This window comes from Lentzea rhizosphaerae (assembly GCF_042649515.1).
GTDB classification, from domain to species: Bacteria; Actinomycetota; Actinomycetes; order Mycobacteriales; family Pseudonocardiaceae; genus Lentzea; species Lentzea aerocolonigenes.
Genome location: NZ_JBHRZI010000029.1, coordinates 375,396 through 390,997, shown reverse-complemented (window position 1 = coordinate 390,997; position 15,602 = coordinate 375,396). Strand labels below are relative to the sequence as shown.

The following is a 15,602-nucleotide window of genomic DNA, read 5'->3' as shown; positions in this document are numbered from 1 at the left end:
AAGTACCACCAACTCGCTGTTGGTGGTACTTGCAGACGCCCCAAGAGCGTCGGCGAGGTGGGTGAACAGCTCGGCGGGATAGGTGGGACGGGCCCGGTGGTAGCGGGCCGCGTCCTCTCCGAACGTGGTGCGCAGACGCTCGCGGTCGGTCACTCGCCGAATTCAAGCGAGCGCGACGGCAGCGCGTCCATCCCGTTTCGCGCGAAGCCCGCCCACAGGTTCCGCATGGTCTTCGCCAGCGTCGGGTCCGGTTCCTGGCCGGCCAGCATGCCCGCACCCACCCACTCGTCGGGATCGAAGAGGAACGGCAGCTCCATGCAGTGGCAGGCCCCCAGCGGCGCACCGTCCGGCCGCCACTTGAAGTTGAACGTCGCGGCCTGGCCGCCCGCCGTCGTCCAGTCCGCGGCGAGCTGCCGGGCCGGACCGGCGAAGACGAGCTCGGTGACCATGTCCCAAACTTCGGGCTGGTCGGCGACGTACGGGCTGCCGTCATCCGCCGTGTGCCCGACGAGCAGCTCGACCCAGGAAGCCGCCGCGGTGAGGTCGACCTCGCCGAGGTCGGGGGCGAACGGCATGCCGCCGGACGGGCTGAAGCGCGCGGCGGCCATCGACAGCGCGTCCTTCTGCACGGCCAGCACGTCGTCCACCGGAGTGGACTCGTCGACCGACACGAACTCGCGCAGGGCCGCCGTCATCTCCCGACGCTCGGGGCTGCGGGCGCCCAGCGGCGGGCTCTGCATGATCGCCCGGTGGAAGAGGCCCTCGGTGTCGGCGAGCATCAGCGCGTACACGGAGTCCGCGCCCGCCGACTGCCCGAACGCGGTCACGTTCGCCGGGTCGCCACCGAACGCCTCGACGTTGTCGCGCACCCACCTCAGCGCCGTGAGCTGGTCGAGCAGGCCGAGGTTGTCCCGCAGGTAGCCGAAGACGCCGAGGCGGTAGCTGACGCTGACCACGACCACGCCCTCCGAGGCCAGCAGCCCGGCGTCGTACTTCCTGGACTCGCCGCTGCCCGTGACGTAGGCGCCGCCGTGGAACCAGACCATGACCGGCAACCCGGAGGCGTCGGCGGGGGCCGTGACGGACAGCACCTGGCAGTTCTCGTCGAAGGTCAGGCCCGCGACCGAGTTGCCGACCACGGGCGCCAGCGCGGACGGCGGCTGCGGGCAGGCAGGACCGCGCTCGGTGGTGCCGACCACGCCGTCCCAGGCGAGAGGCACGGGCTCGGTGAACCGGGACGCCGTCGCATAGCGGATACCGCGCGTGGTGATCAGCACGGTTCCGATCGTAGGCGCGTAACCAATTCCACATCGTCTCGATTCGGCGGGAACGCCCGCTCGGGAGCACCATGTAACGGTTGGGCAACGAGGTAGAGGAGGCGCCCGGTGCGGGCTACGACGATCTACGGCACCCGTGACATCCGCGTCGAGGAGGTGCCGGACGCGGCCCTGAAGGAGGCCACCGACGTCGTCGTCCGGGTCGAACTCGCGTGCATCTGCGGCAGCGACCTGTGGGCGTACCGCGGTGTTGCCAAGCGCGAGGGCGGGCAGCGCATCGGGCACGAGTTCCTCGGCATCGTCGAGGAGGTCGGCCAGGACGTGAAGAGCGTCCAGGTCGGCGACCGGGTCATCGCGCCGTTCGTGTGGAGCGACGGCACGTGCGCGTACTGCACGGCCGGGCTGCAGACCTCGTGCCGCAGCGGCGGTTTCTGGGGCAGCAAGGGCAGCGACGGCGGCCAGGGCGAGGCCGTCCGGGTGCCGCAGGCCGACGGCACGCTCGTCAGGGTGCCCGCGGACGCGCCCGCCTCGCTGCTGCCCGCGTTCCTGAGCCTCTCCGACGTCATGGGCACCGGCCATCACGCGGCCATGGGTGCCGGGGTCGGCCCCGGCAGCACGGTCGCGGTCGTCGGTGACGGCGCGGTCGGCCTGTGCGGTGTGCTCGCGGCCAAGCGGCTGGGCGCCGAGCGGATCATCGCGATGGGACGCCACGAGGACCGGGCCAAGATCGCGAAGCTCTTCGGCGCCACGGACCAGGTCGCCGAACGCGGTGAGGCCGCGATCGAGCGCATCAAGGAGATGACCGGCGGCCTCGGCGCGTCCGCCGTGCTGGAGTGCGTCGGCACCGAGCAGTCGTGGGAGACCGCGATGGGCATCGTGCGCGACGGCGGCAGGATCGGCTACGTCGGCGTGCCGCACGAGATGCCGGGGCTGCCGCTCGGCAAGCTGTTCGGCCGCAACATCGCCATCGGCGGCGGCGTCGCACCCGCGCGGGCGTACCTGCCCGAGCTGCTGGCCGACGTGCTCGCCGGGCGGATCGATCCCGGGCCCGTGTTCGACAGGACGGTCTCGCTCGACGACGTCGCGCTGGGCTACCAGGCGATGGACGAGCGGACCGCCCTGAAGGTCATCGTGCAGCCGTGAGCACGTAGTCCTCGGCGCGCACGCGCTTGGTCCGCATCCAGTACCGCCAGGTGAAGCCCGGCCACACGGTGCGGTTCACGCCCTGCGCGTCGAGGTACCAGCTCTTGCAGCCGCCCTGGGTCCACACGCCCTTGGTGAGCTTGCGCTGGATCTCCTCGTTGAACTCCTGCTGGGCCTCCAGCCGCACGTCCAGCTCCGCTGCGCGGTGTTTTTCGAGGAGCTGGAGGCACTGCGAGATGTACCGGATCTGTGACTCGATCATGAACACGACCGAGTTGTGCCCGAGTCCGGTGTTGGGGCCCAGCAGGAAGAACAGGTTGGGGAAGCCCGAGACCGTGATGCCGTAGTAGGTCTCGATCCCCTTCTCGCGCCACTGCTTCGCGAGGTCGACACCGCCCTTGCCCTGGATGTCCAGGTAGTCGAACGAGTCGACGACGTGGAACCCGGTGCCGTAGATGATGACGTCGACCTCGTGCTCGACACCCGCAGCGTCCACGACGGAGTTCTCGCGGACCTCGGAGATCTTGTCCGTCACCAGGTCGACGTTCGGGTACCCGAGCGCGGGGTAGTAGTCGTTGGAGATCAGCACGCGCTTGCAGCCCATGGTGTAGTCCGGCTTGAGCTTGCGGCGCAGCTCGGGGTCCGGCACCTGCTTCTTCATGTGCTTCAGGGCGATGCCCTGCGCGAACTGCATGATCTTCGGGTTGATCGCGAACCCCAGCGCCGACGACTCGCGCACCCAGTAGACGAAGTCGCGGTAGAGCCGTTGCGTGAAGGGCAAGGCGCGGAACAGCTTCTGCTCCCGGTGGGTGATCTCCCTGTCCGCCTTGGGCATGATCCACGGCGGGGTGCGCTGGAAGATCTTCATGGAGCCGACCTTCCCCGCGATCTTCGGCACGAACTGGATCGCGGACGCGCCCGTGCCGACCACGGCGACGCGCTTGCCGGTCAGGTCGTAGTCGTGGTCCCACTGGGCGGAGTGGAACGCCTTGCCGCTGAAGTTCTCGATGCCCGGCAGCTCCGGGACGTTCGGGATGTGCAACGCGCCGACGCCGGCGACGAGGGCCTGGGCGGTGTAGGTGTCGCCCTGCTCGGTCGTGACCTCCCAGCGCTTCGTCTCGTCGTCCCACTGCGCGCCGGAGACCTTGGTGTTGAAGTGGATGTGCGGCCGCAGCCGGTACTTGTCGGCGACGCCCTGCAGGTAGTCCCAGATCTCGCCCTGCTCGGCGAACATCCGCGACCACCTGGGGTTGAGCTCGAACGAGAACGAGTACATGTGCGACGGCACGTCACACGCGCAGCCGGGGTAGGAGTTGTCCCGCCACGTGCCGCCGAGGTCGCTCGCCTTCTCCAGCACCACGAAGTCGTGCTCACCACGCCGCTTGAGTTCGATGGCCATGCCGAGGCCGGAGAAGCCGGTGCCGATGACGAGTACTTTCGTCTCTCGGTGCATGGGGACATCCCTCCGCTCACGTGGCTACTTCGCAGTAGGTTACTCGAAGTAAGTTACGAACGGTAGACTCCATTCGTGACCGCTCTCCAGTAGGCCGACCGGGTCTTGCTGGAAGGGGACCGGTCGTCCAGAGTCTTGTTCCACATCAAACGAACGCGGGTCCGGCACTTGTGCGCCGTTCGCACGACAATGAAGCCACCAGGGAAGACATGACGACCATCGGCGGGAGGCGTTCGTGACTGCTCCGCGGCGCCGCATGCCCAAGGCCCAGCGCATGGCGCAGATGCTCACCGTCGCCGAGGAGATCTTCGCCGAACAGGGGTATCTGGCCACCTCGATGGACGAGATCGCCGAACGCGTCGGCGTCTCGAAGCCGATGCTCTACGAGTACTTCGGTTCGAAGGAAGGCCTGCTCATCGGGTGCATCCACCGGGCGCGCACCGAGCTGCGGGAGAAGACCGCGGCGGCGATCGCGGGTGCGGGGAGCCCTGAGGAGTTCCTGCGGCTGGGGCTGCGGGCGTTCTTCGAGTTCATCGTCGACCACCAGAGGTCCTGGGCCCTGCTGCGGCAGGAGGCGGCGATCGCGGTGCCGTCGGCGCAGGAAGAGGTCGAGGGGATCAGGCAGCAGCAGACGGACATGATCGGGTCCGTGCTGGTGTCGTTCGCGCCCGCGATCGACCCGCTGGAGGCGGAGGCGTTCGCCGAGATCGTGGTCGGGGCGTGTGAACGGCTCGCCGTGTGGTGCGAGCGCAGGCCCTCGGTGGGGCCCGCGCTCGCGACCGACTACGTGATGGCCGTGATCTGGCCGGGTGTTGCCGAACGCCTTATGAAGCTGCCTTCACCCGCTCAGCTCGCATAGCGGTCACGGCGGGCAGGTCGAGCGGCGCGACCTTCGTGCCCGTTGCCCACTCGATCAGCATGTCCGCGAGCTGCGGGTTGCGCGGCAGCACCGGGCCGTGCAGGTACGTGCAGACGATCCGGCCCTGGACGGCGCCCTCGACGCTGCCGTCGTTGCCGGTGCCGACCTTGACGTGTGCGAGCGGCTGGGCGGACGGGCCCAGCACGGTGCGGCCCTGGTGGTTCTCGAACCCGGTCAGCACGCCGGAGAACAGGCCGTTCGCGGGCTCCGCGAGCACCTCGCCGATCGCGCGGCTGCCGCCCGCGTGGGAGGTCGAGTCGATCAGTCCCATGCCGGGGTGGGTGATGTTGTCGGCACGGGTGAAGCTCTCGCCGAAGATCTGGATGCCGGCGCAGACGCCCAGCACCACGGCGTTCTTCGTGACGGCGCGCTGGAGCCCGGGGTGCTCGCGCAGGTGCTTCACCGCCAGCGTCTGCGCGGTGTCCTCACCGCCGCCGACGACGTAGATGTCGCACGAGTCCGGCACCGGCTCGCCGTAGTTGATCGGCACGATCTCGGCCTTGATCCCGCGCCACGCCATGCGCTTCTCGAGCACCACGGCGTTGCCGAAGTCCCCGTACGTGCCGAGGAGATCCGGCAGCACGAGCGCGATCTGGATTGTCGACTCACTCATCAGCGGCAGCCCTGGCATTCAAGTCGCGGAACGCGGTGTAGTTGGCGATGACCTCGACCGCCCCCGGCGGCATCTGGTCGATGGCCTTCAGCGGGTCGGGCACGATCGTGTGCTCGACCTCGGCGTAGGTCAGGCGGACGGCGAGGTCGGTCGCGCGCTCGCCGGACGCGATGACCGTGCGGCCCTGCAGTCGTTCGAACGGGACGTCCCACAGCCACGAGAGGTCGCGGCCGTCGGCTTCCTGGGCGTTGATCACCAGGACGGCCGGGTGGTTGGCCTCCTTGACGACCGTGAGGGTCTCGCTCCAGCCCGCGGGGTTCTTGCTCAAGAGCAAGCGCGCGCTGCGGCCGTTGCGCTGGATCGTGCGGTAGCGGCCGCTCACGTTGGAGACGCCACGCAGCCGTGCGACCGCCTCCTCCGTGGGCACACCCATGGCGTGCGCGGCGGCGGACGCCATGACGGCGTTGGCCTGGTTGAACTTGCCCGGCAGCGTGAGGCGCAGCTCGAGCTTCTGGTGCTCCGGCGTGATCATCGCTTCGTCGGCGGTGATCCAGTTCGGGTGCGGGCGCGCGAGGTCGCAGCCTGTGCAGTGCCAGTGCTCGCCCTGCCAGCGGATCGGGTTGCCGCACCGGGGGCAGCTCGCGGAGTCGTGGTGCCAGCCGGTGCCGGTGGCGACCCAGATGACCTTGGAGGCGTTCCAAGCCGCGCTGGTGACCATCACGTCGTCGCAGTTGGCGACGATCGTGCAGTTCTGCAGGCCGGAGATGGCGTCGCGCAGCGAGCGTTCGATGGTGCGGACCTCACCGACGCGGTCGAGCTGGTCGCGGCTGAGGTTCAGGATCACCGCGACGGCCGGGTGGCTCGCGCCGGCGACGGCGGGGAAGTAGCCCTCGTCGCACTCCAGCACGGCGAACGGGGCGTCCGGCTGCTTCGACAGCGCCGTGACGTGGCCGTCGGGCATGTTCGCGCCGCTGTGGTTCGTGGCGACCTCACCCAGCGCGGCGACGGCCCTGGCCAGCATCATCGTGCTGGTGGTCTTGCCGTTGGTGCCTGTCACGACGGCGACCTTGCGGCCCTGCGTGAGACGGTTGAGCGCCTGCGGGTCGAGCTTCAGCGCCACCCGGCCGCCGATCATGCCGCCGGCGCCGAGACCCATCTTCTGGGACAGCGTGGAGCTCAGGTTGCCCAGCTTCACGGCGGCTGCGGTGCGCAGAGGGAGGCGGGCGGGGGAATCGTTCACCCCGGCGATGCTACCGGGGTGACACCACTGCCCTTTTCGGGCGGTCACGTCCCGGAGCTCTGGTATCCACGCAACATCCGGCGCCACACCACGTGACTGAGAGCCGCGACCACCAGGCCCGCCAGCGGCGACAGCCACGCGACCGGGCCAGGCACGCCGGTCGTGTGCACGCGGCCGAGCAGCACCGATGCGGGCAGGTAGGCCACGAACACCACCGGGACCACGCTGAGCACCAGCTGCCCCGCCGTGCCGAAGATCCGCGCCGGGTAGTTGCCGAACAGGTTGAAGACGCTGTCCACCGTGAGTTTCACCTGATCGGCTTTCAACGTGCGGAAGGCGATGCTGCTCAGCGCGAGCTGGATCCCGCCCTCGATCAGTGCCCCGCCGATCAGCGCGAACACCAGGTACGTCACCGTCAGGGGTCCCCAGTCGACGGTCACGTGCGCCATCGCGACACCGAGCACGACCAGTCCGGAGATCAGGTCACCGAACGGGCTGAACTGGATGCGCGTGGTCAGCAGCTGCAGCAACGGACTGGCGGGCCGCACCAGGTAGCGGTCGAACGAGCCTTCCCTGACGTGCTCGGAGAACCAGTCCAGCTGGTTGAACGGCACCAGCCACAGCCCGTGCGCGACGAGCCGCATCCCGTACAGCAGCGCCATGTCGCCGATGTTCCACCCGGCGATGACGTCGAACCTGTCGAGCACCACCCAGACCGTCGCGAAGCCCGCGCCGTTGTAGAGGGCGCCGGCGATCATCGTGAACACGATGTCCGCCCGGTACTGCAACGCCCCGCGCACCGCCCCGCCGAGCAGGATGAACGCCGCCCTCAGCTGCCACCGCACGCCGCTCACCCGCCCTGCACGACGACGCGGTGGACCGCTCGCCGCCACACCAGGACCACGGCCGTGCCGAGCAACACGAGCCACACCGCCTGCACGCCGATGCCGCGCCAGCCGTCCTTGCCGAGGTAGATCGCGACCGGCGTGAACACGGTGGCCTGCAACGGCAACCACTCCACCGCCGTGCGCAGCCAGTCCGGCATGAACCACAACGGCACCAGCGCGCCGGACAGGAACTGGCTGACCACGTAGTAGAGGAACGTCATGCCACCGAGTTCCAGCGTCCAGAACGCGACCGCGGCGATCAGCAGCAGCACACAGCAGTTGACGAGCCAGCCCAGCAGGGTCGACAACGCGTAGAGCGCCGGTGCGGCCGGCGCCACCAGTCCGGTCGTGAGGACCGCGACCGGGAACACCACCGCCATCATCGGCACCTTGACCGCGACCTGGCTCATCTGGCTGAGAACCTGCTGGCGCAGCAGGGGAATCGGCCGCACCAGGTCGATGCCGACGGCGCCGGAACGGACGCGTTGCTCCACCCAGTGCACGATCTGGTCGTGCATCAGCAGGGCGTGCAACGTCGACAGCGTCACGTACGTCGTCATCGTGGACACCGAGACACCGTCCACTTCGGACTTCCCGGCGTACACCGCGCGCCACACCGCCGCGAGGAGCAGCAACTGGAGCAACGGGTTGATGAGCTGGAACAACAGCTCGAACCGGTAGGTGAGCACCTCGACGATGCGCGTCCGCACGAACGCCAGGTGCTCGGTCACGAGCGCCCCGCGTAGATCTTCTTGATGACGTCTTCCAGGTCCGTCTCCTGCAACGAGACGTCGGTGACCGGGTAGCTGCCGAAGAGCTCCGAGATCAACGCGGCCGCCGGTGTCTCCACGGGGTTGAACGACAACCGCACCACACCGTCGCGCGACTCCACCGTCTGCGCGCCGGAGACCACCACCTCGCACGGAGAAGCCAGCTGCACCACCAGTTCGCGGTGCGGGGCGTACGAGTCCTTCAACGCGGAAGGCGTGCCGTCGTAGAGCACCTTGCCGTGGTCGATGAGGATCAGCCGCTCGCACAACGCCTCGACGTCGTCCATGTCGTGCGTGGTCAGCAGAACCGTTGTGCCGGAGGTGGAACTGAGATCCGCGACGAACTTGCGGATGCGTTCCTTCGCGATGACGTCGAGGCCCACTGTCGGTTCGTCGAGGTAGAGCACCGGTGGCTCGTAGATCATGGCTGCGGCCAGGTCGCCGCGCATCCGTTGGCCCAGTGAGAGCTGCCGCACCGGTGTGTCCAGGAACGGCCGCATGTCGAGGAGCTCGGCGAACTTCGCGAGGTTCTCCTCGTAGCGCGCCCGCGGCATCCGGTAGAGCTTTCCGACCAGCCGCAACGACTCCACGAGCGGCAGGTCCCACCACAGCTGGGTGCGCTGGCCGAAGACGACCCCGATGTTGCGGGCGTTGTCCTGTCTCCTGCGCCACGGCACCACTCCCGCGACCGTCACCTCGCCGCCGGTGGGCGTGAGGATCCCGGTGAGCATCTTGATGGTCGTGGACTTCCCGGCGCCGTTGGGGCCGAGGTAGCCGACGAGCTCGCCCGGCTCGATCGCGAAGCTGACACCGTCGACCGCGCGCACCGTCTCCCGCTCCCGGCTGACGAGCGTGCGGAGGCCGGCGAACCTGCCGGTCCTGCGCCGCGGCCGGTGGAAGTCCTTGACGAGCTCGCGGGCCTCGATCAGTGCCACGGTCGCCCTCCAAGCGTGGAGGGGAAAAGGTTGAGAAATGAACGAAGAACTCCGCAATTCCCCCTCGTCTTGCGGTCGTCGGCCAACGTAGCAAAGCGCTCAGGGCCGGGCAACCGGTTCTGCAGGCCCACGCGTAAATAGGGCAAGTCGAGCCGCTCGCGATTACCTATTTCCCTTTCTCCTTGACAACTCCGGGAGAACCAGGTCATGTTGGAAACAGCTTCTGGGGGCGAACCGCTTTGTGCGCAGGTCTTTTCGGCGTGCCCGCGTTCATCGTTCTCTGATTCACGCACCTGAACACTCATGGGGGAGTACGTGCGTCACGAGCTGGGGCAGTTCCATGCCCTGAAGAAGAATCTTCCGCTGATGGTGGTGGGGCGGGACCCGTTCCCGCACTGCGTGGAAATCCACCCGACCGACTTCTGCAACCAGGCCTGTTCGTACTGCTTCCACGGCGGTGTCGGCGAGGACGTGTCCCGGCGCGGCGAGATGCTGAGCGTCGCCGAGTACCGCGCCCTCGTCGACGAGCTGGTGGAGCTCGGAGTCTCCGAGGTCTCGGTTTCCGGCGGCGGGGAACCGATGTTCTACCTGGGCATCGGCGAGGTGCTCGGCCACATCGCGCGGTCACCGCTCGACCTGCGGCTCGTCACCAACGCCAACGTCATCCCGGACGACGCGGTGCCCGCCCTGATGAACGCCGCGGAGGTCCGGGTCAGCATCGACTCGGTCAATTCCGACGTCTACAACGAGCAACGCGGAATGCGCGGCGGCAACCTGCTCGAACGCACGCTGAAGAACCTGCACATGCTCGTCACCACCAGGGAACGCACCGGCGGGCGGGTGAGGATCGCCTGCACGTTCCTCGTCTCCGAGCTGAACCAGGCGGAAATCGAGCAGTTCGCGGCCGTGCTGATCGGCGACGTCGGCGTCGACACGGTCGTCTACAAACAGGACATCTACGGCCGGATCACGTTCGAGGACGCCGAGGTGCGCCACCGGCTGGACCGGGTCGCCCGCGACCACGGCGACCGCGTGGAAATCCGCGTGGAGGACATCGACGACGAGATCGGTGGGCCCTGCGGAGTCGCGTACTCCAAAGTCGCGTTCAACCCGTACGGCGAGCTGTACTCGTGCTGCCTGGGTTCCCAGCCGGGGGAGAAGAACGGTTCTCTCTTCGGTTCCCTGCGCGCCGCCGGTGGTTTCCGCGAGCTCTGGGAGAACTCCGCCGACAACCGCCGCTCGATGCTCTTCGACGGCGTTTCCTGCCAGGACTGCAACCACACCGACCGGCTCATCAACGTCGCGGTGCGCGCCGAGCTCGACCGCGTCTCCGTCTCCAGCTGAACTTCGAAAGCGAGAAACCCGATGGCTGACTACCTCTACGGCGAGACCGCGGTGCGAGGAGGCGACGTCGACGTCGTGTCCGCGCTGCCGTGGGCCGACCAGGACACCGAACTGATCGAGCGCAAGGGCGTCGGTCACCCCGACTCGATCTGCGACGCGCTGGCGTCGTTGCTGAGCCAGGCGTACTCCGCCCACACGATCGAGCACTGCGACGGGCAGATCCTGCACCACCAGTTCGACAAGGTGATGCTCATCGGCGGCCGCACCGAGGTCGACTTCGGCGGCGGCAGGTTCGTCGAACCGATCCGGATCGTGCTGTCCGGGCGGGTGAGCCGCACCTACCTCGGCCGCGACCTGGGCGTCACACAGGTGGTCGAGGACGCGCTGCGCGGGTTCTTCGCCGAACGCTTCCCGATGATCGACTTCGACGAATCGGTCGTCATCTCGGACTTCCTGACCTCGCACGCGGGTCCCGGCACGATCTCCGGCAGCTCCGGCTCGATCGCGAACATGTTCGACCCGGTCGAGAAGGGTGCGGTGCGCGGCTACGAGGAGCTGGTCGCCAACGACACCTCGTTCTGCGTGGCCTACGCGCCGCTGAGCCCTCTGGAACAGGCGGTGCTCGGCCTCGAAGGGCACCTGGCCGCCGCGGAGACCCACGAGCGCCACCCGTGGCTCGGCACGGACATCAAGATCATGGCGTACCGCAACGGCACCGAGGTCGACCTGACGGCGTGCATCCCGCAGATCGCCGCGCACGTGCACTCCTACGACGAGTACAAGCGCAACCTCGACGTCATCTGTGGCGAGATCATCGAACGGCTCCAGGTCCACCTGCAGGGCCACGACGTCAGGCTGTCGGTCAACACCAAGGACCGCGAGCACACGAAGAACGTCTACCTCACCGTCAGCGGCGCCTCGCTGTCCGGTGACATCGGCGTGGTCGGCCGCGGCAACCGCCCGAACGGCCTGATCACGGCCCGCCGGCCGATGTCGCTGGAGGGCACGAACGGCAAGAACCCCCGCTATTACGCGGGATTCATCTACGCCGTGTGCGCCAAGCGGATCGCGAACCGGATCCATGCGGAGACCGGCGAGGCCAACTCCGTCGAGATCGTCTCGCAGAACGGCGGCTCGCTCGTAGACCCGTGGCACACCAGGGTGATCACACGCGCTGACGCGGACGTGGTGCGCGAGATCGTCGCGCAGGAGCTCGCGGACATCCCCCGCATCACCGACGACTTCGTCAGCGGCAAGCTGCTGAATCACTAGGACGCGAGATGCAGCAAGACATCCTGGCCGTCTCGCCGCACCTGGACGACGCGGTGCTGTCCGCGGGCGGGCACCTCGCCGCGCTCGCGGCGGACGAGGAGAACTGGGTCACCGTCTTCACGGTGTTCGCCGGTCTGGCCGCGCCGCCGTACTCGCCGACGGCACAACGGTTGCACGGCCTGATGGACCTGACCGGGGACCCGGTGGCCGAGCGCAGGGCAGAGGACCTCGCGGCACACGCCGAGCTCGGCACCATCGCGCGGCACGGCCGGTTCCCCGACTCGATCTACCGCACGCGGCCGGACGGGTCGTGGCTCGTCGGCAACGACCCGACCGACGAGCCGGACGGTGACGAACCGGAGCTGCACCGCAGCGTGGTCGCGGCGATCGGCAGGCTGATCAGCGAGCTGAGGCCGGCGATCGTGCTGACCTGTGCGGCGCTGGGCGGTCACGTCGACCACGTGCGGACGCGGGACGCCGTGCTGGACGCGGTGTCGCACCACCCCGGCGTCCGGCTGCAGCTGTGGGAGGACCTGCCGTACGGGCTGTGGGCGGGGCCGGGCGGGCAGCCGTCCGTCCTGCCGCACGACGCCGTTCCCGGCGAGCCGTTCGCCGTGGAGGTCTCAGAGGAGGCGCGGGAGGCGAAGTACCGCGCGATCGCCTGCTACCGGTCGCAGCACCGGATGCTCTGGGACGACGACCCCGACTACCGTGCGCGCCTCGGCCGGCACGACGCGGCGAACGGTGGCGGGGAACGGTTCTGGGACGTCGCCTTCAGCAGGGCCGGTGTGCGGTGATCCGGCTCAGCACCACCGTGATGACCCACCCGCGGCGAGCAGAGCCCGCGCGGCGGCTCGCCGAGGCGACCGGTGCCGACCTCGTCGTCGACCCCGATCCGCACGGCCCGCCGAGCGCGTTGCGGACGGCCGCGGTGGCCTGGTCGCGGTGCCCGGAAGGCACCACGCACCACCTGGTGCTCCAGGACGACGTCTGGCCGTCGGCCCACCTGCGGCCGGCGGTCGAACGGGCGTTACAACGTGATCCGGAGCAGATTCTGGCCCTGTACCAGAACCTGGCGAGTTGGAACGGGGCACGGGCTCGGGTCGCGTTCCTCGCCGGGTACTCGTGGCTCGTCCCGACGTTGCAGGACTACTTCCCGACACTCGCGGTCGTGATGCCCTGCGCGGCGGCACACCTGTTCGCGAAGCACACCGAGGCGTTCGATCCGGTGCGGGAGCGGGACGACGACCAGGTGCTGGCCCGATTCCTGGCCCAGGGCGGGTACCGCACGGCGATGTCGATCCCGGCGCTGGTGGAGCACCAGGAACTGCCGAGCCTGTCCGGCTACGACCACGTGGGGATCCGCAGGTCCGTTTGTTTCCAGGGAGATGTGCCGCTGGCCGGCGAACGGGTGCTCGACGGCGTGCCCGCGTGGCCGATGTTCGTGGCGCGGCAGTCGATGCTGAAGGCTCCGTCACGGCTCGGCCGGGAGCGGTGGCAGGTGATGACCCGCTCGGCGCACCTGCGGCTGGTCGGCCTGAAGTGGTCGCAGGTGCGGGACGCGGCGGGCGATGCGATGTCCACTGTGGACCTGGTGGAACGGCGGTCGAAGTCCCGGCGGTTCCTCAACGAGACGTGGTTCGCCGGGCACACCCTCGGCTGGACGCTCGCCCAGGTCGGAACAGCATCGGTGACACGGGACCCGTTGCGCGACCACGCCGTGCGGACGTACCTCGAAGCCGGCCTGTGCTACCAGGGGCCCGTCGACCTGTGGCAGCCGAACTTCCCCGCTCTGCTGGACTTCACCTGGCAGGCGATCGAGCACGGGCTGCGTGCCGGGTGAACGCCGAGCTGGAGAACGCTGCCGTCGACCTGTGCGCCGAGGCAGCGAAGATCGCGCTGGAGGGGTTCGGGCAACGGCATTCCGTGCGTCTCAAAGGCGACGAGCCCGTCACGGACGTCGACGTGGCCATCGAGCGGCGGATGATCGCCGAGATCGGCCGCCGGTACCCGTCGCACGCGGTGATCGGCGAGGAGACCGGCGCGTCCGGCACCTCCGAGTGGCAGTGGGTGCTGGATCCGTTGGACGGCACCAGGAACTTCGTGCACGGCATCCCGGTCTTCGGGGTGTCCGCCGCCGTGCTGCACCGCGGACGGCCGGTGGCGGCCGCGATCTCGTTGCCCGCGCTGGGCGAGACGTACTCGGCGGCGGACGGTCTGGGTGCTCGCCGCGACGGACGGCCGATCCGCGCGTCGGCGGCCGCGGAGCTGGACGCGGGGCTGATCTCCTTCAGTGGACGCGACAGCTACCACGAGTTCGAGGAGCTGGAACCGTTGCGGTTCAGCCTCGGTCGCAGCCTCTGGCTGGGCAGCGCGGCGGCCGAGTTCGCCTGGCTCGCTTCGGGATCGGTCGACTACGGCGTGTTCGCCGAGCTGCCGGTCTGGGACGTCGCCGCCGGTGTGCTGCTGGTGCGGGAGGCGGGCGGCGCGGTCCTGACCCACGACGGTTACTGGCAGCCCGTGCGGGAGTTCGGTCCCGGCTGGCGCGGGCCGTTGCTCTGCGGTGCGCCGGTGGTCTCCCTGCTCGCCCAGGTCGTGCGTCCGGCCCCGGACCCCTGGAGGAAACCCTCATGAGCTTCGACGCCTTCGCGGACACCCATCTGCGGGCGCGTGGCTGGGCGGCGGCCACCTGCCCGATGTGCTCGCGTCTCTACTACGCCAAGAAAACCGTGGAGAACTGCGGATCTTTCAAATGCGCCGGCCGCTACTTCTTCACGGAACTGCCCGGCCGGCGGCGGTCGCTTCCGTTGGTGGATCTGCACGACCGGCTGGGCAAGGCGTTCGCCGAGGTGGGCATTCCGTCGTTCCCGGCCGTTCCCGCGATCAACCCGCACGACGACACGTTGTTCATCGTCGCGGGCATCCAGGCGATCTATCCCGGTCTGTACGAGACAGGTGCCGTGCCGGTCGAACGGCAGGAGCTCGGCCCTCGGTTCGTGGCTCAGCCATCGGTCCGGTGGAACTCGCACGGTCACGTCGGTGCCGGGATCACGACGTCGTTCGTGAACACGTGTCTGCTGGAGTCGCCGAGCTCTCCCGCTCGCCACCTGGAACTGCTCGACGTCTGGCTGGACACGTTGTCGGGCCTCGGTTTGTTCGCCGGGCACTTCCGGCTGGTGCTGCGCAGGACCGAGACCGAACGGCTGGTCGTGTGGAAGCTGCACATCAACCACGGCGGGCTGGAGCTGGGTGACGCGGCGTACGTCGAGAGTCCGGCCGGGAACGTGAGCGATCTCGGGCTCGGGCTGGAGCGCGTCGCGTGGGCGTTGGGCGGCGGCGACTACTTCGACGCCATCGGGCCGTGGCCGTTCGTGTTCCACGCGCCGCCGCGGCTCGTGGACTCGTTGCGCACGCTCACCCTGCTGGTCGCGTCGGGCGGACGGCCCGGCACGCGGTCGGTCGGCCAGCGGGTGCGGCGGCTCGCGAAGGACTGCGCCGAGTTCCTGCCGCTGGTGCCCGTCGAGCAGGTCGTGGCGCACCACCACCGGTTCTGGTCGGTGTTCGCCGACCTGCCGGTGCCGGTGGAACGGACGGTCGCACAGATCCGGCGCGAGATCGACGCGCGGTACCTGCGGGCGGTCTGCGACTCACTGGGCACGGCGGTGCCGGCGGGCATCGGGGACCTCGACACCCGGCTGCAGGCGCTGCCCGCCCAGGGCATTCACCCCGAAGACGTGCGCAGAGCCACC

At 69.0% G+C, this 15,602-nt stretch carries 15 protein-coding genes; 8 read left to right on the top strand and 7 right to left on the bottom strand.

Annotation, left to right across the window (positions count from 1 at the left end):
- Positions 1 to 149: 149 nt before the first annotated feature.
- Entirely contained in the window at positions 150 to 1,277 is a 1,128-nt protein-coding gene (locus ACFOWZ_RS34170; protein ID WP_382378077.1) for a carboxylesterase family protein, read from the bottom strand.
- 108 nt (positions 1,278 to 1,385) lie between these two features.
- Between ACFOWZ_RS34170 and ACFOWZ_RS34165 the strand changes: the two genes are divergently transcribed.
- On the top strand, positions 1,386 to 2,420 hold the full coding sequence (locus ACFOWZ_RS34165; protein WP_382378076.1) for a zinc-dependent alcohol dehydrogenase family protein: 1,035 nt from the start codon (positions 1,386 to 1,388) through the stop codon (positions 2,418 to 2,420).
- Here the strand turns inward: ACFOWZ_RS34165 and ACFOWZ_RS34160 are convergent.
- Positions 2,404 to 3,873: a flavin-containing monooxygenase gene (locus tag ACFOWZ_RS34160; RefSeq protein ID WP_382378075.1), complete on the bottom strand. Its 1,470-nt coding sequence runs from the start codon at positions 3,871 to 3,873 to the stop codon at positions 2,404 to 2,406. The two genes, ACFOWZ_RS34165 and ACFOWZ_RS34160, sit on opposite strands and share 17 nt — an antisense overlap.
- A gap of 274 nt (positions 3,874 to 4,147) precedes the next feature.
- On the opposite strand from ACFOWZ_RS34160, the gene ACFOWZ_RS34155 reads away from it, so the two are divergent.
- Positions 4,148 to 4,732 (top strand): TetR/AcrR family transcriptional regulator, encoded by a 585-nt coding sequence (locus ACFOWZ_RS34155; RefSeq protein ID WP_382378087.1) that lies wholly within the window; start codon positions 4,148 to 4,150, stop codon positions 4,730 to 4,732.
- Here ACFOWZ_RS34155 and ACFOWZ_RS34150 read toward each other — a convergent pair.
- Genes ACFOWZ_RS34150 through ACFOWZ_RS34130 form a run of 5 tightly spaced genes read right to left on the bottom strand, consistent with a single transcriptional unit; the run spans position 4,698 to position 9,237 of the window.
- Positions 4,698 to 5,405 (bottom strand): type 1 glutamine amidotransferase, encoded by a 708-nt coding sequence (locus ACFOWZ_RS34150; RefSeq protein WP_382378074.1) that lies wholly within the window; start codon positions 5,403 to 5,405, stop codon positions 4,698 to 4,700. The genes ACFOWZ_RS34155 and ACFOWZ_RS34150 overlap by 35 nt on opposite strands.
- Positions 5,398 to 6,645: a MurT ligase domain-containing protein gene (locus ACFOWZ_RS34145; RefSeq protein WP_382378073.1), complete on the bottom strand. Its 1,248-nt coding sequence runs from the start codon at positions 6,643 to 6,645 to the stop codon at positions 5,398 to 5,400. Before ACFOWZ_RS34145 ends, ACFOWZ_RS34150 begins: the two co-directional genes overlap by 8 nt.
- A 44-nt stretch (positions 6,646 to 6,689) precedes the next feature.
- Positions 6,690 to 7,490, bottom strand: coding sequence for an ABC transporter permease (locus ACFOWZ_RS34140; RefSeq protein ID WP_382378072.1), 801 nt, complete (start codon positions 7,488 to 7,490; stop codon positions 6,690 to 6,692).
- Positions 7,491 to 7,495: 5 nt separating this feature from the next.
- Entirely contained in the window at positions 7,496 to 8,263 is a 768-nt protein-coding gene (locus ACFOWZ_RS34135) for an ABC transporter permease (RefSeq protein ID WP_382378071.1), read from the bottom strand.
- Positions 8,260 to 9,237, bottom strand: coding sequence for an ABC transporter ATP-binding protein (locus ACFOWZ_RS34130; protein WP_382378070.1), 978 nt, complete (start codon positions 9,235 to 9,237; stop codon positions 8,260 to 8,262). Before ACFOWZ_RS34130 ends, ACFOWZ_RS34135 begins: the two co-directional genes overlap by 4 nt.
- A gap of 315 nt (positions 9,238 to 9,552) precedes the next feature.
- Here ACFOWZ_RS34130 and ACFOWZ_RS34125 point away from each other — a divergent pair, with 315 nt between their 5' ends.
- The 6 genes from ACFOWZ_RS34125 to ACFOWZ_RS34100 all read left to right on the top strand — a co-directional run.
- Positions 9,553 to 10,581 carry a radical SAM protein gene (locus tag ACFOWZ_RS34125; RefSeq protein WP_382378069.1) on the top strand — a complete coding sequence of 343 codons (1,029 nt, stop codon included), beginning with the start codon at positions 9,553 to 9,555 and terminating at the stop codon, positions 10,579 to 10,581.
- A 21-nt stretch (positions 10,582 to 10,602) separates the two neighbouring features.
- Positions 10,603 to 11,853: a methionine adenosyltransferase gene (locus ACFOWZ_RS34120; protein WP_382378068.1), complete on the top strand. Its 1,251-nt coding sequence runs from the start codon at positions 10,603 to 10,605 to the stop codon at positions 11,851 to 11,853.
- An 8-nt stretch (positions 11,854 to 11,861) separates the two neighbouring features.
- A complete protein-coding gene (locus ACFOWZ_RS34115; protein ID WP_382378067.1) occupies positions 11,862 to 12,650 on the top strand; it encodes a PIG-L deacetylase family protein in 789 nt (262 codons plus the stop codon).
- Positions 12,647 to 13,696, top strand: a complete 1,050-nt coding sequence (locus ACFOWZ_RS34110) for a hypothetical protein (protein WP_382378066.1) — start codon at positions 12,647 to 12,649, stop codon at positions 13,694 to 13,696. The genes ACFOWZ_RS34115 and ACFOWZ_RS34110 overlap by 4 nt, the downstream gene beginning before the upstream one ends.
- Entirely contained in the window at positions 13,693 to 14,487 is a 795-nt protein-coding gene (locus ACFOWZ_RS34105) for an inositol monophosphatase family protein (protein WP_382378065.1), read from the top strand. Before ACFOWZ_RS34110 ends, ACFOWZ_RS34105 begins: the two co-directional genes overlap by 4 nt.
- Positions 14,484 to 15,602: hypothetical protein (locus ACFOWZ_RS34100; RefSeq protein ID WP_382378064.1), on the top strand; the 1,119-nt coding region annotated here is incomplete at its 3' end. The genes ACFOWZ_RS34105 and ACFOWZ_RS34100, both read left to right, overlap by 4 nt.